Consider the following 25,490-nt stretch of genomic DNA (forward strand, 5'->3'; position numbering starts at 1 on the left):
GGAGGTCAGCGTCTGTTGTTCAGGTTCAGTGAGAGGGGCAACGAAGCGTTTTTCCATGGTTCTGTCCGTGTCAGAAATCCTGGCATGGATATTACACGAAAACTTTAGATCAGGTACTTACTATTGATGAGTTAAATTCATAGCCACATCCCAATTTATACCTCTAATGCTTATTACGGCATGGCATTATGGTGATGCTATCTGATACATATTTTTAAAAATCAATCGCGTATCGGTCTAAAATCGCTACTCACTTGAAGGGGTATGTAGTTGAAATTTAGTTGGAAAAAAATTCTAGGTGTTCTATTACTTCTGGTTTTATCAATTGGCGTAGCTGGGTATGCTTACCTTCAATCTCCAAAATTTGGTGCGCCGCCCGATCAAGAGAGCTTAGCGCTTTTTCAACAATCTCCAAATTATTCAGACGGGATTTTTCATAACCTAGAGCCAATCCCTGAGATCACAATGGAATCAGACTCCGATCGCGGCTGGTTAGACTTTTTCTTTACTGGAGATAGCGGAAGAGCACCCTCACAGGCGTTACCTACAGTAAAGACAAACTTACATGAAATAGAACAAAGCGAAGACATCATTGTTTGGTTAGGGCACTCCTCATTTTATGTACAAGTGGCGGGGCAACGTATTTTAATCGACCCAGTCCTTAGTCAAAATGCCTCACCTATCCCCTTCAACATCCAAGCATTTGAAGGGACGAGCATCTATACCGTAGAAGATATCCCTGATATCGATTATGTCTTAATTTCCCATGATCACTGGGATCATTTGGATTATCCCACGGTGATGGCGTTACAGGATCAAATCGATAACGTTATCGTAGGGCTGGGTGTGGGTTCACACTTTCGAAGCTGGGGATTTGATAATGATCAGATTATTGAAACCGATTGGAACACTCAAATAAGCCTGGATGACGAACTAGTTATCCATGTACTTCCCGCACGTCATTATTCAGGCCGCCTGTTTCAACGTAATCAGACGCTTTGGGTATCTTTTGGCATTCAATCACCACAAAGGCAACTGTATTTCAGTGGTGATAGCGGCTATGGAAGCCACTTTCAAGCTATAGCCAATGCGTTAGGCGCAGTAGATGTAGCCATGCTAGATGCAGGCCAATACGATGAACAATGGCGTTTTACGCACATGATGCCTGAAGATGCCGCTCAAGCGGGCCGCGACCTAAGGGCGACGGGGGTTATACCGGCTCATGTAGGAAGGTTTTCGCTCGCCTTTCACGATTGGGACGACCCATTTAACCAGTTGGCAGGTCTTGACCAAGATGAACCATTCGGGCTGTTAACTCCACGTATTGGTGAAGTTATTGAGCTAGATTCTTTGTCAGAGCTTGATTTCACCCAGTGGTGGGATATCGACGACACTTCAGATGACTAAGAATAATTGGCTATTAAACCGTCTATTTAATGGATAATACCCTATGCTTTATTTTCGTTTTACCTTATTGATGGCTACCTTATCAGCCTCTTCCACTCTATACGCGCAAGAACAGGAGAGTGAGAGTGACCTTCAAAGCGACGATGCGAATTTAATTGTCTATTTAACACGTACCAACAATACGAAAGCCGTCGCTTCTATGATTCATGAAGCAGTGGGCGGAGAACTTATTGAGCTAGCATTAGAATCGCCCTATCCTGAAGATTATGAGTCTATCGTATCTCAAGTAGACGAAGAGAATGAAACGGGGTACCTTCCTCCTCTTGAGACAACCATCGGTAATATAGAGCAATACGATACCATTTTTATTGGCTTTCCTACCTGGGACATGACACTACCTCCGCCAATGAAAAGCTTCTTGAGTGAATATGATTTAAGCGGGAAAACCGTTATCCCTTTTAATACTAATGGTGGTTACGGTTTAGGCAGCACATTGGAGGTTATTGAAGAATTGTGTGCTGGATGCCAGATATTAGAAGCATTTGAGACGAAGGGTGGTTTAGAAAGGGATGGCATTCTACTAGCTATAAAAAATGAACGACAAGAAGAAGTTGAGGCTGACGTTTTAGCTTGGTTGGAAAGCATAGGCTATTCAGCCTTAAGATGAGAAGACTACGTTAACATAAGTAATTTTATATTTTAATTACCATGATTCCAAGAAATGCAGAGGATCCTCGATCCGTAACTCGGCACTCTGCATCCTGCTTTTCTGCACTGGATGCTCTCCCTTAACATCAAGAAATCGAGTTCCCTCAGTTTCGCTGAAACTAGCTCGCGCCATCTCCATACCCGACACCGCCCACCCAGTAAACAGGTTCCCATTGGACTAATCCCGGGGACAGTTGAGGCCCCCGGTTTTGATATCAGTTATTAATTTTGACACTTTGTCGATGGTTCGCTTGTGGGCGCCTTCTCGGCTCGTACCTGACTCACCACATGAATAAGCCTTCCCCCTACGCTCACAGCAACATTCTCTAACCCATGCCTCACGGGGTGGTTTGAAGCCAGCCCATGCAGGGTCGGCTCCCCCATAATTTCAACTGTTTCTCATATCGCACATACAACTTCTTTCGTTTAGCTGATATTGCTGTGGCACACACAACTGGGTTGAAAATCAACAAGAAGTCTTACGATTAGTGACTGCTGCGGTTGCGCTCCAAGGCGTTGCGATACACCGCCAGCAGGCGATAGAAACCGTGTACGAACTTGCCGTAGGGCATGGTGATAAAAAGTGCCATCACTACCCCAAGGTGTACAACTAGCATTACACCCATAGCCGAGGTCTCGCGCAACAGCATCAGCGCCAGGCCAGTGAAGCCGGTTAGCCACAGCAGCGCGATAAAGGCCACGTCCATACCCATCTGGCGTACATCGGCGGTATTCTGATCGCGCACCAGCTTGAGGTACAGGAGCCCCGCCGGGCCAATCAACAGGCCGATGCCGCCCAGGGTGCCTAACAGCTTCGGCAGGCTGGTGAAGTCGTAGGGCGCCTGCCAGTCGAACACGTAGTGATAGATGGTGCCAGTAACGGTGGCGGCGAAGCTGAGCATGAAGCCGTAGAAGGTGAAGTGGTGAAAACGCCGCCGCCATTGGGAGTGGTAGGCGTCGGGATAGGTGCAGCCGACCTCACCCTGGCCGTGCAGGTGCTGGAGCGAGAAGGTCTCCTTGAGCGCTTGGCGCCAGCTCCGGGCATCGCCAAGCCCAGCCACGCCCTCACCGCTCTCACTCCAGAAGCGTACCATTCCCATCACCAGCGCCAGTAGCACGAATAGCGACACCGAGCCGAAGGTCACTACTATTACGTTGTGCGGCATCAGCGCGTAGAAGTCGCCGCCATGCTGGGTGGTGACCAGCGCCGCCAGCCCGCCGTTGAGACCGACTGCAATCAGCAACAGCAGCGTCACCCCCACCGCCAACGCCAGCGCGGTGAGCAGGCCATTGCGGTCGAACAGCTTCGCCAGCGGACCCGGCCAGGCGTAGTCGCGATAGGATTCGGCGCGCAGCTTGGCCATCGACTGCGGCACGTTGACAGCAAACTCGTGGGGCGGCGCGTACTGACAGGCGTAGTAGCATTCACCACAGTTATGGCAAAGATTGGCCAAATACTTGAGGTCCTCGGGAGTGAAAACGCGGCGACGTTCCATTGCTGGAAATACCGGGCAGAACCCCTCGCAATACCGACAGGCATTGCAAATTGTCATATTGCTCCGAGTTTCTTCAATTAACGCTTCAATCTTTTGCATAACTGCCTGCCTCTTTGCCTGCGATGCGGCCGAACACGGTGCCGATGGTCATGCCGAAGCCGGCGACGTAGCCCTGTCCGAGAATGTTTCCGGCCATGATCTCGCCGGCCAGGAAGACGTTATCGGACAGCTCTCCGCTGTCCATGTACATGCGCGCCTTGTCATCGACCTCAGCGCCCAGGTAGGTGAAGGTGATGCCGGTGCGCAGCGGATAGCCGTAGAACGGCGGCTCATCAATACGCTGCGCCCAGTGGGTCTTCTCCGGGGTAACGCCCCAGGTGTGACAGTCGTCGAGCACGCTGTGGTCGAAGTTGCCGGGCTGCACTGCGGCGTTGAAATCGTCGACGGTCTTGCGCACGGCGTCGACCGGTAACTCGAGCTTGGCCGCCAGCTCATTGAGGGTGTCGGCCTGCTCGGGGGGAAACACCGAGGGCATGAAGCGACCCTGAGCCTTAGCATCGGTGATCGAGTAGCCCACTTGTCCGGGCTGTTTGGCGATAAGCCGACCCCAGATGGCATAGCGCTTGGGCCAAAAGTCTTCGCCCTCGTCGTAGAAGCGCTCTCCGTCGCGATTAACCACAATACCCAGTGACACGCAGTCGACTCGGGTGACGATGCCGCCGTCGTACTTGGGTGCGCGGGCGTCAATGGCCACCGCATGGCCCTGGGTTGGATCGCCGATGATCTTGGCACCGTTGTCGATCAGCGCACGCAGCATCTTGCCCTGGTTGAAGCGCGTGCCGCGAATCAAGAAGTTGCGTGAAACCTCCCCCCAAGCCTCCTCCAGCCACGCCTGGTTGGACTCAAAGCCCCCCGAGGCAATCACCACCGCCTTGGCACTGACTTTGCGTGGTGAACCATTATAGGTCACCAGGGCATGATCGAAGCGCTTGCCGTCGAACACTAGGCTCTCGGCCTCAGCCTCGTAGAGTATAGTCACGCCGAGGCGCTCGGCGGCCTGGTAATAGGTGTTGACCAGTGCCTTGCCGCCGCCCAGGAAGAAGGCGTTGGTGCGCCCCAGGTGCAAGGTACCGCCCAGCGACGGCTGGAAGCGCACGCCGTAGTCCTTCATCCATTCGGCACAGGTTTCCGAGGCACGTATCACGTGGCGCGCCAGGGCCTCATTGGTTATACCCCCGGTGACCCGCCACACGTCGTCGAAGAACTCATCCTCAAGATAGGCATCGCTCAGCACATCGGTGGGCTCGCGGTGCATGCAGCGCAGGTTGCGGGTGTGAATGCTGTTGCCGCCGCGCCACTTGTGCGGCGCACTTTCAAGCAGCAACACGCTGGCTCCCTGCTCGCGCGCCGTCAGCGCGGCGCATAGCGCAGCGTTGCCCCCGCCGATAACCAGAACATCGTGGTCAGTTAGATCAGCTTCGCTGAGACGCGTTCCAGACGATGACAACATCTTGACCCCCAAAATAGCTCACAGGAAAAACATGGGCTGAGTGAGAATCGCCCACCACCATCCACACAAAGAATACAAATGTATTCATTCGAATTCAAATGAAATATTATTATTTTTAGATCACAGTTAAACTGAAAATATGTATGGGACCAAACATGAAGAAGCCAGTAACCGGTAGCACCCAATCCTCAGCCAACAATGAACGCGGCGAGCCACTTAGCGAACAGGCGTATCGCTTCATCATCGATGCCATTAAGGAGGGCAGCCTGCTGCCCGGCACGCGCATTCGAGAGGTCGAGCTGGCCAAGCGTACTGGCCTTAGTAGAACCCCGGTGCGTGAAGCGCTAAATCGACTACAGCTAGAAGGCCTGGTGGCCAACGACCCTTCGCGCGGCATCATCATCACCGAGCTCGACCAAAGCATGATCAGTGAGCTCTACGCGATGCGGGAGGTTCTGGAGGGCACTGCCGCGGGCTTGGCAGCACGCCATGCTTCAGAGGTGGAAATCGCTTTTTTGCGAGAGATCAATGAGCGTGATGCCAAGCTCACTGATACTTTGGACTTGCTACGCAATAACAAGCTCTTCCACAGCACACTCTATCGCTGTGCACACAATCGCTACCTATTGAAGATGTTAAATTCTTTACAGGAATCAATGATGCTACTGGGGCGCAGCACCCTAGCCAAACCAGGACGGCCAGAGATCGCTCGCAAGGAACATCAGGAGATTATCAATGCCCTCGAGGCTCGTGACCCCAAAACTGCAGAGCAGCTCTCCCGCACCCATATCCGGGAAGCTTACAAGACACGTCTAGAGGCATTTTTGGAACCATACGAATAGCCAAAAAACAACACAACAGAAGATCAAAGAAAATTGGGGGCTACACTCTTCAATGGGTGACCACATACTGGCCTTGCTACTCTTTTGGAATCACTAGAGGTAAAAGCACAGCCATAAGCAACAAACGTACTACATGATGCACACCAACGAACGAGGAGTCATATCCCGTCGTCAAAGAAATAATCGCCATTACTTCAGCTGCTCCCGGGGCATATGCTAATAATAGTTGACCGAATGGAAGCCCAAGGCTTTTTCCAACAAATAAAGCAGCTGCTGAGGATATCCCTAACGCCAGGATGATGGTTAAAATTGAAATTGGCAGCATATTAACCAACATTCGCCAATCAGCATTAACAAACCTAGACCCAATCATCACACCGGTAAAAAGGAGAATGGTCTTTTCTATTTCACTTGGCAAACCGCCTAATGAAACTCCAGAAATTGAGGCTAGCATAGCCCCCAAGATTGCTCCTATCATTATGGCGGCTGGTAGCCGAATGTAATGAACTATTACAATACCAAAAAATGCAACTGCTACGACGACAGGCACAGCCCCCCAGTTAATATACTCATCTTTGAGATTAACCTCATTAAATGACATCCCATGCAGCATGACAGGCATAACAGTCACCAAAAAGACAACTCTCAAGCTCTGCAGTATAGTAATAGCATGTAAGTCTTTCTTAGAACCGTTAGCAAATTGCAGCATTAACACCAAGTGACCAGGATATGCTGCAAGAAAAGCCGAGCTTTTATTAAAGCCACCAATGCGTCGCAAAACAAAGCATACTGAGATAAATGTCAACCAAAGCGAAAAAAACATGCCAAGTATACTAGGAAACCAACGCCAAATAGATGAAACCGCATGAACATCCAAGGCTCCACCAATATTAATAGCTATAACAAATACAGTTATATTTTGAAGCCAAAGAGGAAACACTATTGGCCATTTCAGTAGGGCGAGACAGACAGAAGAAAATAAAGGCCCAAGAAGCCAAGCGCTAGGTATACCTAGCGCTTGTGCTATCGAGGCACCGAATAGGCCGCATACTAGTGTTATCGCCAAACTACAAAAAACATTCATAACTTAGGGCCTGTTGATGCTGCACATGGGTAGCCATAAAAAGCCGCAGGCCAAGGCCACCATGCTCTCGTAGTTTCGCTTGAGTTTATCGTTTCGTGTCGCGATGGCACGATACGATTTTAATCGAGCAAAGGTATTTTCAACGCGGCGGCATAGTACAGATGGCCTAGCCAAAACGCTTGAGTGGGATTGAGTTAACGGCTCATGATGATCTCCAAAGCATAAGAGATCAGCAGTGTGATTGATCAGCCAACGTTAATGTGGGCAGATGGGTTTTATGACGCACTTACGGCTTTTCATAAAAAATTTATTGTATACAGCGAAAGCTCTTTAAACGCTCTAATATTGCCTGATAAAGATTTGGTATCTCTAAGTCAATAGAAATTCATCATTCTTTACCTCCAGATACTTCTTAACAGCTTCAATTTCACCTTCACTGCAAATTCCACTATATTTAAAACCATCAAAAGGTGTAGTGTAACTAAGTGCCTATGAAAAAGTAAGTCAGGCATAGAACACTGACAAATGGCAGTTTTTTTACCATCTGTAATGCACGAAAATATACATAGGCACTTATCCCTAGGGATTTTAGCCCAAAGGTCACTCGAAAATGGGTGGATACTGTCAAATAACTCACCTTCTCTGGCTTTGTATATTATTGACGTATAAATAAATGATATTTTTTAACTTAATGACACAATAAAATAAAACAAATGATATTTATCTATAAACACAACATCATCCAAATTTTTACAAGTGCATAAAGACATGTATAAGCGTAATCAATCATCAATACACACCCTACTTACGCAGCAATCCAAATAGCAATTTTCAAAGCGCAGCTTTGAAAAGATTGACGAAATCATTCCTAGTCGTAGAGCGGGGGTTCCAGCGGTCATATCCTGCTTCAGCGCAAAGGTCCGCTAATTCATCAATATCGCCTTCCTTCACCCCTACCTCAGCAAGGTGCCTCGGGATACCTAAATCTATGCAAAGTGCTTCAATAGCGTCGATCGCCAACTCAGCGGCCTCCAGCACGGAAAGGCCTTCTATTTGACACCCCATAGCCTTCGCAACTTGTGCATAGCGTTCGGGAGATGCGATCATGTTGTAACGAGCAACAACTGGCAAGCACAGAGCATTAGATAGACCGTGTGACAGATGGTAACGCGCCCCAATAAAACGCGCCATGCAGTGCACATTGCCTAACCCCGTCTGTCCAAAGGTCATTCCAGCCATGTTCGATCCACATAGCATGTTCAAAGCCGCATGGCTATTCGAGCGATTGGCAACAAATGGACGAATATTATCTGTTATTAGCCGAATCGCATGCAAATTTACACCGTCAGTTACTGGATTTGAATTTCTTGAAATATACGATTCAAATGCATGAACAAAAGCATCCAGTGCTGAATGACATGCCACCGAAACGGGTAAGCTAGCAAGTACTAGAGGATCAAGAATAGCCACACGTGCAGGATTTAGCTCTGCATGACGGATGGACATTTTCATACCACTCTCCGTGTCAGTGATCACACATGACCCCGAAACTTCCGATCCTGTCCCCGCCGTCGTCGGCAGTGCAATCAATGGTAAAGGAGGGGTGGCGAACATACGGATCCCTGTATAATCATGAATACGGCCTCCGTTAGTCGCCACAATAGCCACTGCTTTGGCGACATCCAATGCACTCCCCCCTCCAACACCAAGTACCAGGTCTGCACCGATAGACTCACTCACCTCAAGAGCATTGGAAACCTCAGTGTCCATCGGATCAGGGCTCACTTCAGCATGGACAGCAAACTTAACACCTAAATTGTCCATTTCCTTTTGAATTTCTTGAACAAATTCTTGCTTTTTTAATGCAGGATCTACCACAAACAGGACGCGCCTAGCCTGTTTCTCCGCCAGCAATGAAGGCAGCTGACGGAAACACCCTTCACCGAGAACAATCTGTGTTGGGCAAAAATATGAAGACTGGTTCAAAAGCATTTTTAGCACCCTCTATTAAGCTGTAGATACCTAGTATTTACGTGGCAGCCACAGAAGCTCATGGATTGAGAACAATCAGACGCTCAACAGTCATCTCTTTAGCTGCATAGGCTGGTCCTTCTTTACCAAATCCGCTGGCTTTGACTCCTCCAAATGGCATGACATCAGCACGGGCCGATGATGTTTCATTGATTTGTACTGTGCCAAACTTCAAGCCACTCATGGCTGCTCGCACATTGTCAAGATCACGGGTAAATATCCCAGCAGCAAGGCCAAACTCGGTATCGTTTGCTGCTTTAATTGCCTCGTCTAACGTATCAAACGGACACACGGAGATTACTGGGCCAAAAACTTCTGAACACCAGACATCGGCTTCAAAAGGAACGCCTGTAAGAACCGCGGGATGCACTAGACGACCATTACGCTGACCGCCACAATGCAGAACTGCCCCAGCTGATACAGCTTCACATATCCAGTCATTTACTCTTTCAGCAGATGCTTCACTAATCATAGGGCCAACCCGCGTTTCTTCATTACGTGGATCTCCCGCAACCATCTCCTGGGCAAGCACGGTAAGCCGCTGCACAACGTCTGCTAAGACTTCTCGTGAAACATATAGTCTTTGTACAGATGTGCACACCTGACCAGCCTTTCGGAACCCAGCATTAGCAATCTTAGGTAGAGCCCTATCCAGATCAGCATCAGCGCATAGGATGGTGGAAGCTATGCTCCCTAGCTCCATTTGGCTGCGCCGCAATCCAACATGGCCCTGGATGATTCTTCCAACCCGAGTTGATCCCGTAAAAGTAAAAAATGCGATATCAGGATTAGTCAGAAGTCGTTCAGCAACGTGCTGATCACCCTGAACGATGTGGAGGTACCCTTTCGGCATTCCTGCCTGAAGCAAGATTTTACCGAGTAATGCAGAAGTCAGAGGTGTCAAAGGAGACGGCTTCAAAACAGTAGGATTGCCCGCTGCAAAGCTCGGTGCAACCTTATGAAGAACAGTATTTAGCGGCGAGTTGAACGGCGTTATTGCACATACAACGCCAATCGGATCATGCACCGTAAAACCGATACGCTGTTCAGAGCCAGGATGAGCACCGAAAGGAACACTATGACCACAAAGCGTCGCAGCAACATCGGCAGAGAGTTGCAGTGTTAGACCCGCCCGCATTACTTCACTTGCAGCATCAGTATTCGTGAAGCCAGCTTCAATTACCATGAGTTCTATAAAGCGAGATCTATTTTCCTCTAGCAAGATAGCAGCCCCCCTAAGAATCGAAGCCCGTTCATGCGGTGCAGGCACACTATTCATCAACGCATTCTTTGCTCGATCTATCGCCATATCGACTAGTTCGGAAGTTGCACTACAAACATTAGCTACTACGTCGCCGCTATACTTATTTTCGACTGGAAACCGATCAGACGTTTCTACCCACTCTCCATCAATCAGCAGTTGACTACAGTCTTGAAATTTATTGCTCATATGAATCTCCTAAAGACACTCTAAATCTTTACGAAAGCAGGAAGTTGGCTAGGATTATTGAGTAGCTCTAGCCAACCTTAGGGCCATTATTTTGGCAAGACCAATCACCTATGCAGGCTTTCTATGGTCTTTTAACTTAAACTGTATTCCTAATATCACTACTGCCATCAGCACACCTATTACATCCGTTTCTACGCTACCAAGCATCATTAACACCCCAACCGCAAAAGCCATGATTCGCAAAATGATATTTAGTGCTTTAAAACACCAAGCCTGAACCGCAGCAGCTAGAAAAAACACTCCTATTGAACCAGTAATTAAAACGCGCAGAATCTGAATAAAGCCTTCACCTTGCATGAGTATCGCCGGGCTATAGTAAAAAGCAAACGGCATCAAGAAAGCTGCAATACAAAGTTTAAATGAGGCAATGGAGGTCTTCAGTGGATCAGCTCCTGAAATCCCAGCCGCAGCGAAGGCTGCTAGAGCAACAGGCGGTGTAACAGATGAAATCACTGCATAATAGAAAACGAAAAAATGAGCTACTAGCGGAGGGATACCCATGGATTGAAGACCTGGAGCAACAACTGAAGCGGCAAGTGCATAGGCAGCTGTAGTCGGCAACCCCATCCCCATGATGATGCTAATAATCATAGCCAGCACTAGCGCAATCAATTGGCTGTCACCCGCAACCCCAAGTATCAACGATGAGAAGCGCGCTCCAATCCCCGTCAGAGCAATTACCCCCACGACTATTCCTGCACAGGCACAAACCGCAATAAGAGGCACTACCATCCTAGCGGAAAGGGCCAAAGCGTTTAAAATTTCTTTCGGTCCCATTCGATACGGAGTAAACCAAGAAACCACTGCAGCAGCTACAATCGCCAGCGTACCAGCGCGAATAACAGAATATCCAACAAAAAGAGATACAACCAAGATAATAATGGGCAAGAAAAGATAGACTTTTCTCAGCAACCCCTTCAGGTTAGGCAACTCTTCTCGCGATAAGCCTCGAATACCCAGTCGCTGAGCTTGTAAATCCAGCATGAAATAGAGTGAGAGGAAATAAAATACAGCGGGTAATACAGCAGCCGCTGCTATCTCAGTATATGGAATACCTGTCACCTCAGCCATGATGAAGGCCCCGGCTCCCATTATAGGGGGCGCTATTTGCCCACCGGTAGAAGCGCCTGCTTCAGTGGCACCAGCATTCCGAGCATCATAGCCAACTCGCCGCATAAGGGGTATAGTCATAGGCCCGGTGGAAACGACATTACCCACCGAAGTACCGTTTATCATCCCCATCATTGCAGAGGCAAGTACCGATACTTTTGCGGGCCCACCTCTGGAGCGCCCCGCCATAGAGAAAGCAAAGTTTACAAAAAACTCCCCAACACCAGATTTTTGCAGAAATGCAGAAAAAGTGATGAATAGCACAACATAAGTTGAGGAAACAGAAACCGTTGGCCCAAGCACACCATTATCAGTAAAGAGGTAAGTGAAAAACCTATTTGAGCTATACCCTCTATGCTCCAGAACTCCTGGCAGCCAAGGGCCTAGAAATGCATAAAGTATAAATACTAAAGCAATTACTACCATAGCCATTCCTGCTACGCGGCGAGTCAGCTCCAGTATAAGAATAACTCCTATGAGCGACATGTATAAATCCACATCGCTAGCCATCGGCGTGCCAGCAACCATATTCCAACGCCCGAGCGACTGTATAATATAGATACCAACTGCTAGAGCTATAATCCCTAGTGCAGTATCCGATCTGCTCATACGCCCTCGTTCGGTCTTATAAAAATAGCTAGACAAAAGAGAAACAACTACTGCTGCTAAAGAAATACCGGACAGAAAATTATTAAAAATTTCACTGTGCTCGTCGAATACTACACTTGGAATGCGTAACCATATTGCTAATACCATTATCAACACACAGGATGATAAAATAAAAGAAGCTCTTTCGACCCCCATTCCTCTACCAAAGGAAGCACCCTGAGAGGAAAAACTGTTGGAGGAATTGAATACTAAAAAACCAATTAATAATCCAACAGAAACATGAATAAGACGAAACTTCCAAGGCTCAACAGGTTGGATATTTAACGCATACAAATGAAATGCAACATACCCTACACATATTACAAATAGGGCAGAGGCAGCAACACCACTAAGAAGACGCTCATTCTCAGCCGGTTTAATCTCATCTACACTTGCACTGCTCACTGGAGGCATTGCATTATCGCTACTCATAATTTCATTACTCATCATGAAAGCACATTTAGTGATTCAATAAAGAGAAATAGAGGTAGTACCTTTTCTCTATATCCCTATTTCTCTATTCAAATTTTTCAGATCACCCCTTCAAATCTTCAGGAATTTCATATCCATTTTCCTCAAACCAGCGCACCGCACCTGGGTGGAAAGGAATAGCAGAATTATTAATATAATTTTCTGCCACAGTTTCCTCGGCAGAGCGATGAATCTGAGCAACAGCCTCAGAGTTTTCCATCACAGTTTTTACTACTTCATAGACAAGCGACTCAGGAGCATCGGCATGTGTGATAACAAAGCTCCACATTGCCACCGTTGGAACATCCTCATCCAAGGATGCATAACCCCCAGCAGGTAGATCTGCTCTAGAAAGCACAGGGAACTCTTCCAGTAAACGTTCAATCTCATTTTCGCTATAAGCAAAAATATTGACCTCAGCCTGAGCTTCTAACTGGCTAATGGCTGCAAGGGGTACACCTCCAGCCTGAGCAAACCCATCGAGCAGACCGTCCTGAATTTGTCCGCCTTGGTCAGAGATACCACCATCAATAGTGGTAACATCATAACCAAGAAACTCCAGTATTCTCGGAACATAGACACTATTTGTACCACCAGCAGGCCCAACACCTAAACGCTTACCTTCAAGATCGGCCACCGATGTAATTCCGGACTGTTCCAGTGCGGCATAGTGAAAAATGGACGAATACATGGGAATAACAGCGCGAATATTTTCATGCTCTACACCGGCCATGACAGGACTCTTACCTTCAATAGCCTCTTGAGCCGGACCTAATGTAGTGAGGCCAAAATCATGTTCCCCCATCTGCACCATACTGACATTTTGCGCGGGGCCTCCCGTTACCTCAGTCCCGAGATTGATATCAAGCTCTTGACTAATGAGGTTAGCCAATCCTGCTCCATAAATATAATAAGTCCCACCTTGACTGGCCGTACCCATGACCAGGCTGGACGGCCAATCAGATCTATCTTCGTTAGCAAAAGCAATGGAGCTAATAGCAAGAGAGATAGCACCCACAGCAAGATTTGTTTTTTTCATTTTCATGTCAGCTCTCCTAAAAATATTTTTGTTTTGATTAATGAATGAAAAACTTTCACATTACGGCCTTCTTAAAGCATTATTCAAATGAATACACTTGAATACCTTTTCAGTTAACCCTACTTCTACACATCCCATATATAGAACTTTAGTCCAATTATATTATGATGGAATTGAGGATAGGTGGTCTCAATGACCAAGTGCTGCACCTGTCCTATCAGGTACGGTATTGCCATGATCCACTGATACCGCTATCTCACCGCTGAAGACCAAGCCATCGTCAGTCATCTGGACCGTGTCGCAGGTACTCGCTCGCCACACCATCGACCCTATCAAGGGCTACGATGCCAGTAGATTCACGAGCTGTTCAGCATCCATGCCGCCTCCTAAGATCGAAGAACGACTGATACCTGGCCGCTGGGAGGATGACCTCATCATTGTTGCTAACAATCGCTCTGCCATAGATACGCTGGTAAAGCACGCCACACGGTTGTTAACCCTGGTGAAATTGAATGGTACCACTGCCACGGCGGCAGCCGTTGGCTTCAGCGACAAGCTCAATGAGGTATCGCGCTCCCTGCGTTTCTCCATAACCTATTACCAGGGCAGAGAGATGGTGAAACATGCCGAGATCACGCAGAAGACTGAGACGGCGATCTACTTTGCTGACCCGCATAGCTCATGGCAGCAGGGCTCCAACGAGAATACCAATGTCTGTTGCGGCAGTACTTGCCGAAGGGCACGGACCTGTCGGTCTACAGCCAGGGAGCGCTTGACCCCATCGCCGTCTCACTGAATACACGGCCACGCAAGACTCTGGACTGGCGCACGCCGCTAGGAGTCAACGTTAAGGTACTCAAGAAGTCCATCGCCAGCCCAAGCATCCTTCAAAAGCGTTGCACTTGAGACCTGAGACCGCCGTTGAAAATCACCGGTTGCCCTCTTGTCTTGTTAGGCACTCTTATTAACTCTCCCCATTAGTACTGCAGTTGTAGATAAAATCTATACTCCGTTGATCACAACTCGTGAGTGAACGAGGTGCCCGATGCTGAACGAACTGACCCTTGAAAACATGCGTAAGCAGACCCGTGATTGGGAATCAGCGTTATCCTCATGGCTGACAGAGCTGGGCGGTTACGTCAAACGCGCCGAGGCTCGGAAGCGCCTCAGTGCCTATCTGCGGGGCCTATTGGGCGACGTCGAACGACGCAACAGTTGGCAGCTGGCGGAACACCAGGACGACGCACACCCCTACGGCTTCCAGCACTTGATCAACCGGGCTCGCTGGGATGAGGACGGCGTGCGCGATGCTGTGCGACAGCGTGTCTACGAGGCTCTGCGCTACGATGACGGGGTGCTGATAATGGACGAAACCGGGTTCCTCAAGAAAGGTCGCCATTCGGCAGGGCTCAAGCGCCAGTACAGCGGAACCGCAGGCCGGATCGAGAACTGCCAGATTGGTGTGTTCCTCGGCTATGCCAGTTGCTGGGGGCAGAGATTGATGGATCGCGCCCTTTTCCTGCCCCGGGATTGGGCAGACGATCGCGAACGCTGCCGCCAGGCGGGTATTCCGGAGGAGGTGAGTCACATGCCCAAGACGACGTTGGCCCGAGAGATGCTGAACCGGGCGCTGAATAGTGGCATCACGGCCCGCTGGGTGACGGGTGATGCTGTTTATGGCGAGTCCTTTCAGTTGCGCTGGACCCTGGAGGAGCGCGGTCAAGGCTATGTGATTGCGGTCAGCCGCAAGGCGTATGTCTGGCAGGGGCTGGAACAACGTAAAGTGGGCGACCTGCTGGAAACCCTGCCTGGGAACGCCGGCTGGATCCGGCTCAGCGCCGGGGCGGGTAGCCAGTGGCCCCGAGAGTATGACTGGGTATTTCTGCCGGTGAACCCGGGGCCTTTCGAGGAATGGCAGCGTGGGGTGCTGGTAAGGCGTCCCCTGGACGTCGGCCAGGAACTGACAGCGTATTTCACCTTCGCACCCTGCGGTACGTCGCTCGAAGACCTCGCGCTGGCGGCTGGGGCCCGGTGGAATATCGAGCGCTGTTTCCAGGAAAGCAAATCACGACTGGGACTGGATCAGTATGAGGTGCGGACCTGGCGTGGCTGGTATCGCCATATCACGCTGGTGATGGCGGCCTATGCTCTGCTGGTCACGTTGCGCCGACATCAGTTAAAAAAAGCCTGTTGCTGAACCTGGGTGGGCAAGGCCCATCGTTCTCTCCCTGACTGAAATGCGGCGATGGTTGTGCCTTACCCCCATTGCCCAGCGACGAAGGCGGCTGGAAGATGCGCTGCTGCACTGGTCCTGTTGGAGAAGACTTCACCAGCGTGTCACCCAGTACTATCACTGGGTAAGACGCCAACGGACAAAAGGAAGCATCATTACCTTGTCTCTCGATGACTATCTACAACTGCAGTACTAGGTGGTGTAATGAGGTTTCCGCCGCTCACTGCGCAGCGTCCACGCATTGCTCTGGCGTGGCACGCCTAATTAAATAGTGCTAAGCCCAAGCTCGCGATTCAGCTTATCGATAGTCGCCATTAGCTGTTCGCTACGCATGGCCTCCGCCTCGGTTTGCGGTGTTTCGTCGAGCGTGAGCTGACGATTTGATTTGAAGGAGAGATCGAGCAACATCACGCCTAACTTGGGATAGCCAAATCCCTTGCGCCAGAGATGGCATAGTCCTTGAATGAACGCTGCAACAAGCTCATGGCTGTCATCTTCAAGCGTCACCACGGTGCGTTCGCGATACTGGGGTAAATCGGTACGAAAAAGGTTGGTACGCATAAACACCATCACGGCCGACGTGACGCTGCCCTGCTTGCGTTACTTTTCTCCTGCGCGTGACGCATGCGTTCGAAGTGCTTCACGTAGACCGTGGGGGCTGTAAGTAAGCCGCCCAAAGCTGCGGGAGACCATTATCTGCTGTTTAGGCAGGCTCATGTCATCCAAGGTAATGGCGTTTTCACCGCGCAGTTACCACACGAAGCGCTTCTGTACCATGGAGAACCGCTTGCGTATCTGCTTGAGGTCGGCTTCGAGCAGTTGCCAAGCCGTCTTGATCCCCATCACGTTCAGGCGCTCCCCCTTCCGCTTGGCGACTACCCACAGCTCGCTGGGCTATCTGTCACCCGCAGCGTATGCCCATCAGTGCGCTTGAAGGAGCGATGTCTCTCTCACATTGAAGGCGGACCTAAGTCAGGGGGGGGGGGGGGAAGGTCAGGTGGATCGGGTTATGGGGGAAAGATCAAACATCACCAAACGGTTCCCACTGTAGCGATGCTCGTAATTATACCACTGCATGAAACAGCAACCCACTTCTGCGTCGCCAACAAGTCAACATAGCCATCAATCAGGTAGTCCGGACGGTTTGCAGGTGCGAAGAGCGACTCCGAAATGACATTATCATAAAAATCTGAAGGCGACTGTACGACGGCATCGCCACGTCTCTTGTAAAAATACCTAGAGAACTCGACTAATTGTTTATATCCCAGCAGAGGTTTGACAGGCAACCTACAGCATCGCTCTCATTTTCGATAGGGTGTAAATATGTGTATAGAAATGATGGAGGTTGCACACCCCGCCTACCGAGTATTCAGGGCGTCACATGGCGGAAAATTACTTTATTACGATACACAGAACTCTTTTGCAAAAAAAAACATTTTGCTAATTAGCATATCAAAACGCGAACTAAAAAGGATAATCCCGATCATTGATAGCCTTCCCGCTGATATACGGGTAATAATACCTTATTTTACTAAAAATAATTCAAAAGATAACTTAGTGGGACTACACGATATTCAACGTATAACAAATGATATAATAGAATTAATGGAAGCCACCTTTACATCACCCATCTATTTAGCAAGTAACCCTATCGGAGACTACATCTCCCTGCAATTAAACACGCTCCGCCCGAACTTAGCAGCGTCACTAATATTGTCAAAATGCAATTTATTTCACAAAACAGAGCCTGGGTGGCTAAAAAATATAGAAAATCGGCTTTTTTAACTTAGCATCATTTCAAATCTTAAGTTTACAATGCGTCCCCAAAGAAAAAACTACTTATCAGCGAGAAAATTTAAACGTCAAGCGTGCACGCTTGGCTCAAATTGAGGAGTTGCTCCTATGACACGACGCATTCCTAGTACAACAGCACTGATAGCTTTCGAGGCTACTGCACGCATGGGAACTTTATCCCGAGCTGCAAGTGAACTATGCCTTACAGAAAGTGCTGTTAGCAAACAAGTATCAAAGTTGGAGGATTACCTTGCGTTAAAGCTTTTTGATCGGTTTCATGGACGCGTTACGCTAAGCGAGGCTGGGAAAAATTATTTCATTGAGGTCCGCAAGACCCTTGATAAGCTAGAAGCCGATACACAATCGGTTATAAATTTTCATCAAGGACGGAAGGAGCTACGTCTTGCGGTATTACCAACGTTCTCAAACAAGTGGCTCTTACCACGGCTGAAAAGTCTATCTAATTCTAATTTAGACATTATAGTAAACATTAGTGGTCGGCCAGACCCGTTCGTTTTCGAGGAATCGGAATTTGATGCGGCAATACATTTCGACCACCCAAATTGGACGGGGTGTCAAAAGCATACTCTTTTTAGTGAGGATTTAATTGCCATCCTTAATCCAAGTTACTTCGATGGCAAAGATTTTGAAAAAAATATAAATAAATTTCCTCTCTTACATAAGTCTAGTCGTGATGATGCGTGGAAACGTTGGTTATCCCAAACAAATATACAGCACTCTAGCCAAACCTCTGGTCCTCGTTATGATTCCTTTGCGAATGTTATCGAAGCCGTGCGCTCGGGAATGGGAGTTGCTCTCGTCCCCAAGCTCTATGTAGCGCATGAATTAGAGTCTGGAGAACTATTTCAGTGCTCCTCACATGTACTCAGAAATGAAAAAACTTACATTCTCATTCTCCCTGAACGTGAGCAGCTTTCAGTAAGCCTACAAATGTTTGTGGAATGGGTTAAGAAAGAAGCGCATTTTTTCAATTTGCAACGAAACAAGTTGGAAGCAGATACCTATCCCACGAACACAATAGCTATGTAACGGGTCATTTAGAACAATGGCTTCCATGGCTCAGCGTGAAATCGATAACTTTCACCATACGACGTAACATAGCCGAAGCCGGGGAAGTCAAGATGCATACCACCAACTAGCATTTGATCGGTAGATACCATATCTAACACGCGTTTGCGTGTTGCCGCAGCCACGTGGGGGTCACTATCAAAATCTAATGTTACTTCCGGGTGAGGAATTTGAATACTTGGCACATGAACAATATCTCCCCAGATCATGAGAGTATCGTTACCAGAAGTGACGAGATAAGCAGTATGACCGGGTGTATGCCCAGTCATCGGCATGGCCACAACCCCAGGAAAGACTTCTCCACCGCCGGTAAAGGGAGATAACTGTTGCTTATAAGCTTCTAGTTGCTTGCGAGCAGCGCGAAAATAGCGATCTTGCTTGCGTTTATCCACCCTAGCCATTTCTGAATCGTTCGACCAATGTTTTATCTCGTTTTCATGAACAATAATCTCGGAATTGGGGTAAATACGCTTTCCATCGTCTGTTGTTAAGCCATTGGAATGGTCTGGATGCATATGTGTCAAAAGTACCTTATCAATATCTTGTGGAGTAATATTTGCAGCCCTAAGATTCTCATTCAAGTGGCCGAGTGTAGAACCCATACTGTTTCCGGAGCCTGTTTCTATTAGAGCGGTGCGGCCTTGGCTTCTAACTACATAAGCATTTACAGATATACGAGGAGGCGATTGCAGGCAGGCATTTTTCATTAATTTCTCACCTTCCTTAGGCGTTATGCCTTGTAATATGTCATAGCTAGTGTCAAGGTAACCGTCACATAAAGCTGTAACTACAATATCTCCAACCTTTCTATGATAAATGCTAGCAACTTGTTGCATAATTTATTCTCCTATATTTTAACGTCGTAGGCTTGAGAAAATTCTCAATTTCGAGCAAAAATGTTCTCTGCCTGGTAGGCGAAGCAGCGTATGCGCGGTTGCTTGGAAAAGTAGTGAATGTATATATTCTCTAGCAACTGCATGAACTTATTCATAACTTCCTGCGTGCGTTGATCACTGTATCTAAATTTAATTTCGATATAAGCATCTTTCCCAGTAAAACTTTCTAAAACGTTTACGAATATGATATGTACTTTATTTTCTTCGGCCCCCAGGACAGCAGTACAAATGTCAGTACACTCACGCATAAACATTACTTTACTGTCATGATTCTGCACAAAATGAGAGGGTGGTGTAAAAATAGTCACATTAGGCATAAAGATCCCTTCATTATTAATTTAGTACTAAATAAATATAAATAATTATCACTTATATTTATGGGAGTCGACTTAGCGATACAAATAGTAACACTACATGCTGTAACTGCCGATGCTTTCTGATTTAGGCAAGCCTCAAAAGCTTCTCGATTTTTTTATCATTTGGATATTTAATATCAGAATATACAACCAATTGATGTCATATACATACACTTGTAATCCTAAAAAATTACGCTTTTCTGCAGGCTTTGACTGAAAAAGTTAGTATTAGCTCTGCACTTACCTCGTTCAATGCATGCACATCGACTCCTGCCTCCATTAAATTAAAGTCAAAATAAAGTAACTTCAACAACCTCGTATGAGTGGCAGTTATTTAGGTCCCAATATTGGGCATAACATCTAGTCGCACAACTATACCTTGAGTGTTAGGAGAGGCTGCCGGATAAAGCCGCATAATAGACGGGTCATGGCCTGGCACGATATGATTCTCAGTCTCGGCAACTGCTGTTACTGAGTCTATCGCAGCAAAATAAGAAGGTATATCGTGAACCACAGGATAGGGACGCAGTAAAAGCATATTATCGAAATAGTGCATTGCGTCCGAGGCAATCGCAACACGACCGCGGTTTGTTTCAACTGCAGCAAATTGGAGACCAGGGGAATGCCCACCAACTTCATGAACGGTTAACCCCGGTGCAATCTCAGTAACCCCTCGATGGTAGCGTACACGCTCTGCGTAAAGCAGCCTGATAAACGAACAAATATGATCCACATCGTATGGCGCCCGCATAAATGAATTACACATGCAAGGGCTAACAGCATGCTGAATTTCGATCGGGCAAGCATGGAAAGTAGCATTTGGAAACAAGTCGAAATTACCTGCATGGTCCCAGTGCAGATGTGTGACAATAACTGTATCTACTTGATGTGGCTCTATACCCAGGCTCCGCAGTCCATCCGAAGGACATCGCAGAAAGTCATTTCCACGTTTCTTGCAGGTTTGCTCATCACAGCCTGTATCGATTAAAATGACACGGCCATAACCAATAGCGAGCCAGACGAAAAAATCCATTGCCAAAGGAGTATCATGCGGGTCGGCTTTCATACCTATAAAATTTTCGTATCGTTGGCGACCTTGATTAGTGGCGTAGCGTATGGCATATAATTTATAAGACATTTAACTTTCCTTTGGCTTAACCTAACAAACTAGCGTGGCAACTTTCGCATTGCGGGGGAACTCCTCGCATATTGCGGAGGAAAATCGACCTTAACTTTTAGTAGCTCAGCGGCGTGCCATGCCCATCGAGGATCATAGGTCATGCCACGCCCGATCGCGACAAGGTCTGCTTGGCCTTTGGTAAGAATTTCTTCGGCTTGCAAACCATCCATAATATGTCCTACAGCAATGGAAGGTAAATCTGTAGCACGGCGGACCTCCTCAGCGAATGGCACTTGATATCCTTTATGAACGGGGATTTTCTGATTTGGTGAAATACCGCCACTTGAGGTAGCAATATAGTCGCACCCGAGCATGCTAAGTTCACGAGCGAAGACAACAGAATCTTGGATAGTCCAGCCGCCCTCGACCCAATCTGTAGCAGATATACGCACACCGAGAGGCTTGTGCTCAGGCCAGACTGCTCGGATTGCCCGAAACACTTCTAGCGGATATCGCATCCGGGCCTGGAGATCTCCTCCGTATTTATCTTTACGAGTATTGCTAAGCGTTGAAAGGAAAGTATTTAAAAGATAACCATGAGCACAATGTAATTCAATGAGGTCAAATCCTATCTCGTCGGCCCGAATAGCTGCATCCATATAATGCTGTTTTAACTTATCCATCTCAATGTGATCGAGCTGCTGCGGGATTGGTCGACCCGGATAAGGCAAAGAGGAGGCACTGACTAGATCCCAACCACTTTCCTCTGGCAAAAGGCCTTTACTTCCCTGCCAGGGTGCACTCATCGAAGCCTTACGACCAGCATGAGCTAATTGGATACCCAATTTTGTATTGCTATGGCAACGCGCGAATTCTACTATTCGCTTTAGACAAGGTACTTGGTTATCCGACCATAGGCCAAGGCAGTTCGGGCTAACTCGGCCTTTAGGCTCAACTGCTGTTGCCTCAAGGATAAGTAAGCCAGCACCAGAAATCGCTAGATTGCCTAAATGCATGAAATGCCAATCTTTAGCACGCCCGGTTTCATCAGCCGAATACTGCGCCATTGGCGATACCACTATTCGGTTATCTAGAACCATCCCGCGCATTTTGAAAGATGAGAATAAATGATTTGTCATTATTTTTTTCCTAACCCAGCATTACTTCAGGAAGAAAAAGTGCGATGCCTGGAAGTGATAACAAGAGAGCAAGAACTATTAGTTCAAGAATTACAAACGGAATTACCCCGATATAAACTTCCTTTGTCGAGACTTGGCCATCTGACGCACTAATCGCAGCAAAAATATTTATACCCACAGGAGGAGTCATGCAAGATAATTCAATTAATTTAACCATAACTATGGCAAACCAAATCGGATCGTATCCTAGGCCCACCACAAGCGGGTGCACGATAGGAACCGTCATGACCATCATTGAAATTGGATCCATGAGCATGCCTAGCACTATATAAACCAAAACAAGTGCTAAGATTATCATCCAAGGTTCAAAACCGTGATTATTAACAAAGTCCAGTAGGACATCGATAAACCCGGTCACAAGGAGAAGTCGCGAGAAAGCCGTGCCACCCATAACGATGAAGAAGAGGGCAGCTGTTATAAGGGCCGCATCACCAACATTTTTAACCAGTTCGTTCTTACTGAGGCGGCGAAGTACCCAGCCGACAAGAAGCACACCAAATGCACCTATTGCTCCAGCAGCAGAGGGCGAAACAAGGCCTGAGTAAATACCACCAATCACGATGAAAGAAACGAAACCTATAGGCCATACGCCTTTAATACTTTTCAGCCGTTCTTGGAGAGAATACTGTTTAACTGCAGGCGGTGCCCAAGCTGGTTTAATGCGTACTAAAAAAGCTATACCTATAAGGTAGATAATTCCAGTTAAAACACCAGGTATTATACCCGCCATAAGTAATTGGCCAATAGACTCACTCGTCAAAACTCCATAAAGAACGATAGTTATTGAAGGTGGTATCATAGCAGCAAATGTACCAGCTCCTATAATGCATCCGACTCCCGCACCTTTATTGTAGCCAAGTGATATCATTTCAGGCAAAGCAATACGTGTAAATAGAGCTGCACCAACTATAGTTGATCCATTGACGGCACCAAAGCCTGCCGCTGCAATAACTGTGGCCATATAAAGACCGCCACGAATTTTTGCGAGCCACATATTAGCTGCTTGATAAATATCTTTAACGATACCTGTTGATCCAGCAATTAATCCCATCAATACAAACATGGGTATAGCGGCAAAAGTATAATTGGCGGCCGTATTGTAAGGCAATGTTTGAAATGTCGTTAATGTGTAGTTAGGTCCGACAGCAAACATCATTCCTGTGGCCGAGACCAGCAGCATCGAAACAGCTACTGGAATGCCGAAAGCCATCAAGCCGAGCATGACAAGGATACTAATTGTGGCAATGAGAGTTGGATCCATTACTTTATATCCATTGGTTTCTTTTCATTATCTATCACTTGGACAGAATGATCATATCTACCATTTTTTTCTACAATTCCCCATATTAACTCACGTATACATTCAATACTGGCAACCGCCAAACCTAGCGCGGCAAACACTTTCGCAAGCCAAACGGGGACAGGAAGAAACCCGGCAGAGATTTCGTTATGCAGCCAGCCCTTGTATGCCGTAATACTCATCCGCCATAACAGAAACCCCAGCGCAGCTAGCGTTAAAACAAGAATGGCCATTTTCGCGAAACGAGTCAGCCGGGGTCCGTAGTTACTACTAAAAATATCTACAACCACATGACTCCCTTGCTTCTGGGCAAAGGCAAGAGCGGAGAAAATCGTCACCGCGAGTAGCGCCTCGCTAATCTCTACGGCGCCTACTACTGGTTTATTTAAAAAAGCACGCCCCACACTATCTGCAGCGCCTATAGTTAGTATAATCACGACACTCAGCCCAGAGATAAAAAGCATAGTATTAACTAACTTAACAGCTATTCTGTCTATCCAAAGCAGTAGCCTAGCCCCGCGACTCTGTCGCGGGGCATAGACAGAATAGGACACCTTATGTGGAGTCTTATTCTTATCCATTGTTTTCATCCATAAATTTTCGGATGTCAGCAGCTACGCTTTTGGCCGCATCGCACCGGCCACTATCACACATTGATTTTTCCCAAGCATCTAGGAGATTGGGGACAACTTCTTTGAGCTGTTCTTGCTCCACGAACTCAACGATTTGTACGCCAGATTCTTTAGCAGACTCTATAGTTTGTTGCTCAAGTTTCGAGAATTCTTCTTTCTCGTATGCTTCAGCGACATCGGCTGCTTCCGCTATAGTTTCTTTAAACTCTTGCGACCACGTATCATAAGCATCCTTGCTTACGAAGCTGGAATAAGCAGCAATAGCTCCTAGATTTATATTACTCCAGTATGGAGCAACTTCTGCAACCTTAAGGAAACCTGCTCCTTCAATAGAAAGATAAGCGCAATCAAGGCTGCCCCGCTGAAGCCCTTCGTAGACCTCAGTCATTGCAATATTTACCGGCACAGCGCCGAGCTGGTCAAACATTTTAGGAGGCCATTCACCAAAGGTACGAACTCGAAGTCCTTCAATATCTTCTATCGTGCGAACAGGTGTAGTACATTGCAGTCGATAGGGGGGAAGTCCATGGAAAAGAATAGGATGTACGCCATTTTCGGCCAATTCCTCTTGCACATAGGTGTTATTCTGAGCAAGGTATTTTTGTGTTTCCATTGCCAGTATCGGATCATTCCAGGTCAACGGAAGACTATTCACAAGGCTCATAAGCGGCATTTGCCCAGGATAGTATGCCGGGACGAAACTGCCAACATCTACCGCCCCATTGGCTGTTAACTCAAGTAGCTCATTACCTCCACCCATCGCGCCCGACCAATAAAAACGTGCATCAACCTTACCATCTGTACGCTTACTTAGTTCCTCAACGAACAACTTATCGGCTTGAGAGGAACCCCAGGCTTCTGCCGAAAAATGAGCCCAGCGCAAAGTTTTTTCAGGTATATTGTCATTAGCATTTACAAAAGTGCTTCCTGCGAGAAAAGCTCCGATTATAAAGCCACCCTTAAGTACGTTATTTATAATCATTGTCTGCACTCCTTCCAAAGATTTTTGTTGTGT

The 25,490-nt window shown here is 47.5% G+C and carries 18 protein-coding genes and 2 pseudogenes; 6 read left to right on the forward strand and 14 right to left on the reverse strand.

All coding sequences use genetic code 11. The features are described from left to right. The first annotated feature begins 270 nt into the window (after positions 1 to 270). Positions 271 to 1,407: an MBL fold metallo-hydrolase gene (locus HUO07_RS16645; protein WP_217908939.1), complete on the forward strand. Its 1,137-nt coding sequence runs from the start codon at positions 271 to 273 to the stop codon at positions 1,405 to 1,407. 43 nt (positions 1,408 to 1,450) lie between these two features. Continuing rightward, positions 1,451 to 2,074 (forward strand): flavodoxin family protein, encoded by a 624-nt coding sequence (locus HUO07_RS16650; RefSeq protein ID WP_176304492.1) that lies wholly within the window; start codon positions 1,451 to 1,453, stop codon positions 2,072 to 2,074. A 526-nt stretch (positions 2,075 to 2,600) separates the two neighbouring features. On the opposite strand, the gene tcuB is transcribed toward HUO07_RS16650, so the two are convergent. After that, positions 2,601 to 3,710: a tricarballylate utilization 4Fe-4S protein TcuB gene (tcuB, locus tag HUO07_RS16655; RefSeq protein ID WP_176304493.1), complete on the reverse strand. Its 1,110-nt coding sequence runs from the start codon at positions 3,708 to 3,710 to the stop codon at positions 2,601 to 2,603. Beyond that, positions 3,697 to 5,121 (reverse strand): FAD-dependent tricarballylate dehydrogenase TcuA, encoded by a 1,425-nt coding sequence (tcuA, locus tag HUO07_RS16660; RefSeq protein ID WP_176304494.1) that lies wholly within the window; start codon positions 5,119 to 5,121, stop codon positions 3,697 to 3,699. The genes tcuB and tcuA overlap by 14 nt, the downstream gene beginning before the upstream one ends. Positions 5,122 to 5,276: 155 nt before the next feature. Between tcuA and HUO07_RS16665 the strand changes: the two genes are divergently transcribed. After that, positions 5,277 to 5,963, forward strand: coding sequence for a GntR family transcriptional regulator (locus HUO07_RS16665; RefSeq protein ID WP_176304495.1), 687 nt, complete (start codon positions 5,277 to 5,279; stop codon positions 5,961 to 5,963). A 76-nt stretch (positions 5,964 to 6,039) separates the two neighbouring features. Here HUO07_RS16665 and HUO07_RS16670 read toward each other — a convergent pair whose 3' ends face one another. The 5 genes from HUO07_RS16670 to HUO07_RS16695 form a co-directional block, all read right to left on the reverse strand. Further along, entirely contained in the window at positions 6,040 to 7,047 is a 1,008-nt protein-coding gene (locus tag HUO07_RS16670) for an AbrB family transcriptional regulator (RefSeq protein WP_176304496.1), read from the reverse strand. An 831-nt stretch (positions 7,048 to 7,878) separates the two neighbouring features. Further along, positions 7,879 to 9,039, reverse strand: a complete 1,161-nt coding sequence (locus tag HUO07_RS16680) for an iron-containing alcohol dehydrogenase (RefSeq protein WP_176304497.1) — start codon at positions 9,037 to 9,039, stop codon at positions 7,879 to 7,881. 58 nt (positions 9,040 to 9,097) lie between these two features. After that, positions 9,098 to 10,528 (reverse strand): aldehyde dehydrogenase family protein, encoded by a 1,431-nt coding sequence (locus HUO07_RS16685; RefSeq protein ID WP_176304498.1) that lies wholly within the window; start codon positions 10,526 to 10,528, stop codon positions 9,098 to 9,100. A gap of 108 nt (positions 10,529 to 10,636) precedes the next feature. Beyond that, complete coding sequence (locus tag HUO07_RS16690; protein WP_246286745.1) at positions 10,637 to 12,796, reverse strand: TRAP transporter permease; 2,160 nt, start codon at positions 12,794 to 12,796, stop codon at positions 10,637 to 10,639. Positions 12,797 to 12,881: 85 nt separating this feature from the next. After that, positions 12,882 to 13,862, reverse strand: a complete 981-nt coding sequence (locus HUO07_RS16695; RefSeq protein ID WP_176304499.1) for a TAXI family TRAP transporter solute-binding subunit — start codon at positions 13,860 to 13,862, stop codon at positions 12,882 to 12,884. Positions 13,863 to 14,238: 376 nt separating this feature from the next. Here HUO07_RS16695 and HUO07_RS16700 point away from each other — a divergent pair. Both HUO07_RS16700 and HUO07_RS16705 read left to right on the forward strand, forming a co-directional pair. Continuing rightward, positions 14,239 to 14,762, forward strand: a pseudogene (locus HUO07_RS16700) (IS30 family transposase); the annotation flags it as partial. A gap of 139 nt (positions 14,763 to 14,901) precedes the next feature. Further along, positions 14,902 to 16,053: an IS701 family transposase gene (locus tag HUO07_RS16705; RefSeq protein ID WP_176304500.1), complete on the forward strand. Its 1,152-nt coding sequence runs from the start codon at positions 14,902 to 14,904 to the stop codon at positions 16,051 to 16,053. 300 nt (positions 16,054 to 16,353) lie between these two features. Here the strand turns inward: HUO07_RS16705 and HUO07_RS16710 are convergent. Continuing rightward, a pseudogene (locus tag HUO07_RS16710) lies at positions 16,354 to 16,677 on the reverse strand (DinB/UmuC family translesion DNA polymerase); the annotation flags it as partial. Positions 16,678 to 17,991: 1,314 nt separating this feature from the next. Between HUO07_RS16710 and HUO07_RS16715 the strand changes: the two are divergent. Further along, on the forward strand, positions 17,992 to 18,933 hold the full coding sequence (locus HUO07_RS16715; protein WP_176304502.1) for a LysR family transcriptional regulator: 942 nt from the start codon (positions 17,992 to 17,994) through the stop codon (positions 18,931 to 18,933). An 8-nt stretch (positions 18,934 to 18,941) separates the two neighbouring features. Here the strand turns inward: HUO07_RS16715 and HUO07_RS16720 are convergent, their stop codons facing one another. The 6 genes from HUO07_RS16720 to HUO07_RS16745 form a co-directional block, all read right to left on the reverse strand. Next, entirely contained in the window at positions 18,942 to 19,808 is an 867-nt protein-coding gene (locus HUO07_RS16720; RefSeq protein WP_176304503.1) for an MBL fold metallo-hydrolase, read from the reverse strand. A gap of 750 nt (positions 19,809 to 20,558) precedes the next feature. Then, on the reverse strand, positions 20,559 to 21,362 hold the full coding sequence (locus tag HUO07_RS16725; protein WP_176304504.1) for an N-acyl homoserine lactonase family protein: 804 nt from the start codon (positions 21,360 to 21,362) through the stop codon (positions 20,559 to 20,561). 29 nt (positions 21,363 to 21,391) lie between these two features. Further along, positions 21,392 to 22,483 (reverse strand): NADH:flavin oxidoreductase/NADH oxidase, encoded by a 1,092-nt coding sequence (locus tag HUO07_RS16730; protein ID WP_176304505.1) that lies wholly within the window; start codon positions 22,481 to 22,483, stop codon positions 21,392 to 21,394. Positions 22,484 to 22,493: 10 nt separating this feature from the next. Beyond that, on the reverse strand, positions 22,494 to 23,804 hold the full coding sequence (locus HUO07_RS16735; RefSeq protein ID WP_176304506.1) for a TRAP transporter large permease: 1,311 nt from the start codon (positions 23,802 to 23,804) through the stop codon (positions 22,494 to 22,496). After that, positions 23,804 to 24,424 (reverse strand): TRAP transporter small permease, encoded by a 621-nt coding sequence (locus tag HUO07_RS16740; RefSeq protein WP_176304507.1) that lies wholly within the window; start codon positions 24,422 to 24,424, stop codon positions 23,804 to 23,806. Before HUO07_RS16740 ends, HUO07_RS16735 begins: the two co-directional genes overlap by 1 nt. Next, positions 24,417 to 25,457 (reverse strand): C4-dicarboxylate TRAP transporter substrate-binding protein, encoded by a 1,041-nt coding sequence (locus HUO07_RS16745; protein WP_176304508.1) that lies wholly within the window; start codon positions 25,455 to 25,457, stop codon positions 24,417 to 24,419. The genes HUO07_RS16740 and HUO07_RS16745 overlap by 8 nt, the downstream gene beginning before the upstream one ends. Positions 25,458 to 25,490 lie beyond the last annotated feature (33 nt).

Origin of the sequence: Vreelandella maris (genome assembly GCF_013371085.1) — a bacterium.
Lineage (GTDB): Bacteria > Pseudomonadota > Gammaproteobacteria > Pseudomonadales > Halomonadaceae > Vreelandella > Vreelandella maris.

Coding starts and splice junctions, on each gene's coding strand:
- HUO07_RS16665 (WP_176304495.1), top strand. CDS start 5,277: ATGAAGAAGCCAGTAACCGGTAGCACCCAATCCTCAGCCAACAATGAA.
- tcuB (WP_176304493.1), bottom strand. CDS start 3,710: ATGCAAAAGATTGAAGCGTTAATTGAAGAAACTCGGAGCAATATGACA.
- HUO07_RS16690 (WP_246286745.1), bottom strand. CDS start 12,796: ATGATGAGTAATGAAATTATGAGTAGCGATAATGCAATGCCTCCAGTG.
- HUO07_RS16715 (WP_176304502.1), top strand. CDS start 17,992: ATGACACGACGCATTCCTAGTACAACAGCACTGATAGCTTTCGAGGCT.
- HUO07_RS16685 (WP_176304498.1), bottom strand. CDS start 10,528: ATGAGCAATAAATTTCAAGACTGTAGTCAACTGCTGATTGATGGAGAG.
- HUO07_RS16740 (WP_176304507.1), bottom strand. CDS start 24,424: ATGGATAAGAATAAGACTCCACATAAGGTGTCCTATTCTGTCTATGCC.
- HUO07_RS16650 (WP_176304492.1), top strand. CDS start 1,451: ATGCTTTATTTTCGTTTTACCTTATTGATGGCTACCTTATCAGCCTCT.
- HUO07_RS16730 (WP_176304505.1), bottom strand. CDS start 22,483: ATGACAAATCATTTATTCTCATCTTTCAAAATGCGCGGGATGGTTCTA.
- HUO07_RS16680 (WP_176304497.1), bottom strand. CDS start 9,039: ATGCTTTTGAACCAGTCTTCATATTTTTGCCCAACACAGATTGTTCTC.
- HUO07_RS16720 (WP_176304503.1), bottom strand. CDS start 19,808: ATGCAACAAGTTGCTAGCATTTATCATAGAAAGGTTGGAGATATTGTA.
- HUO07_RS16745 (WP_176304508.1), bottom strand. CDS start 25,457: ATGATTATAAATAACGTACTTAAGGGTGGCTTTATAATCGGAGCTTTT.
- HUO07_RS16735 (WP_176304506.1), bottom strand. CDS start 23,804: ATGGATCCAACTCTCATTGCCACAATTAGTATCCTTGTCATGCTCGGC.
- HUO07_RS16705 (WP_176304500.1), top strand. CDS start 14,902: ATGCTGAACGAACTGACCCTTGAAAACATGCGTAAGCAGACCCGTGAT.
- HUO07_RS16670 (WP_176304496.1), bottom strand. CDS start 7,047: ATGAATGTTTTTTGTAGTTTGGCGATAACACTAGTATGCGGCCTATTC.
- HUO07_RS16695 (WP_176304499.1), bottom strand. CDS start 13,862: ATGAAAATGAAAAAAACAAATCTTGCTGTGGGTGCTATCTCTCTTGCT.
- tcuA (WP_176304494.1), bottom strand. CDS start 5,121: ATGTTGTCATCGTCTGGAACGCGTCTCAGCGAAGCTGATCTAACTGAC.
- HUO07_RS16725 (WP_176304504.1), bottom strand. CDS start 21,362: ATGTCTTATAAATTATATGCCATACGCTACGCCACTAATCAAGGTCGC.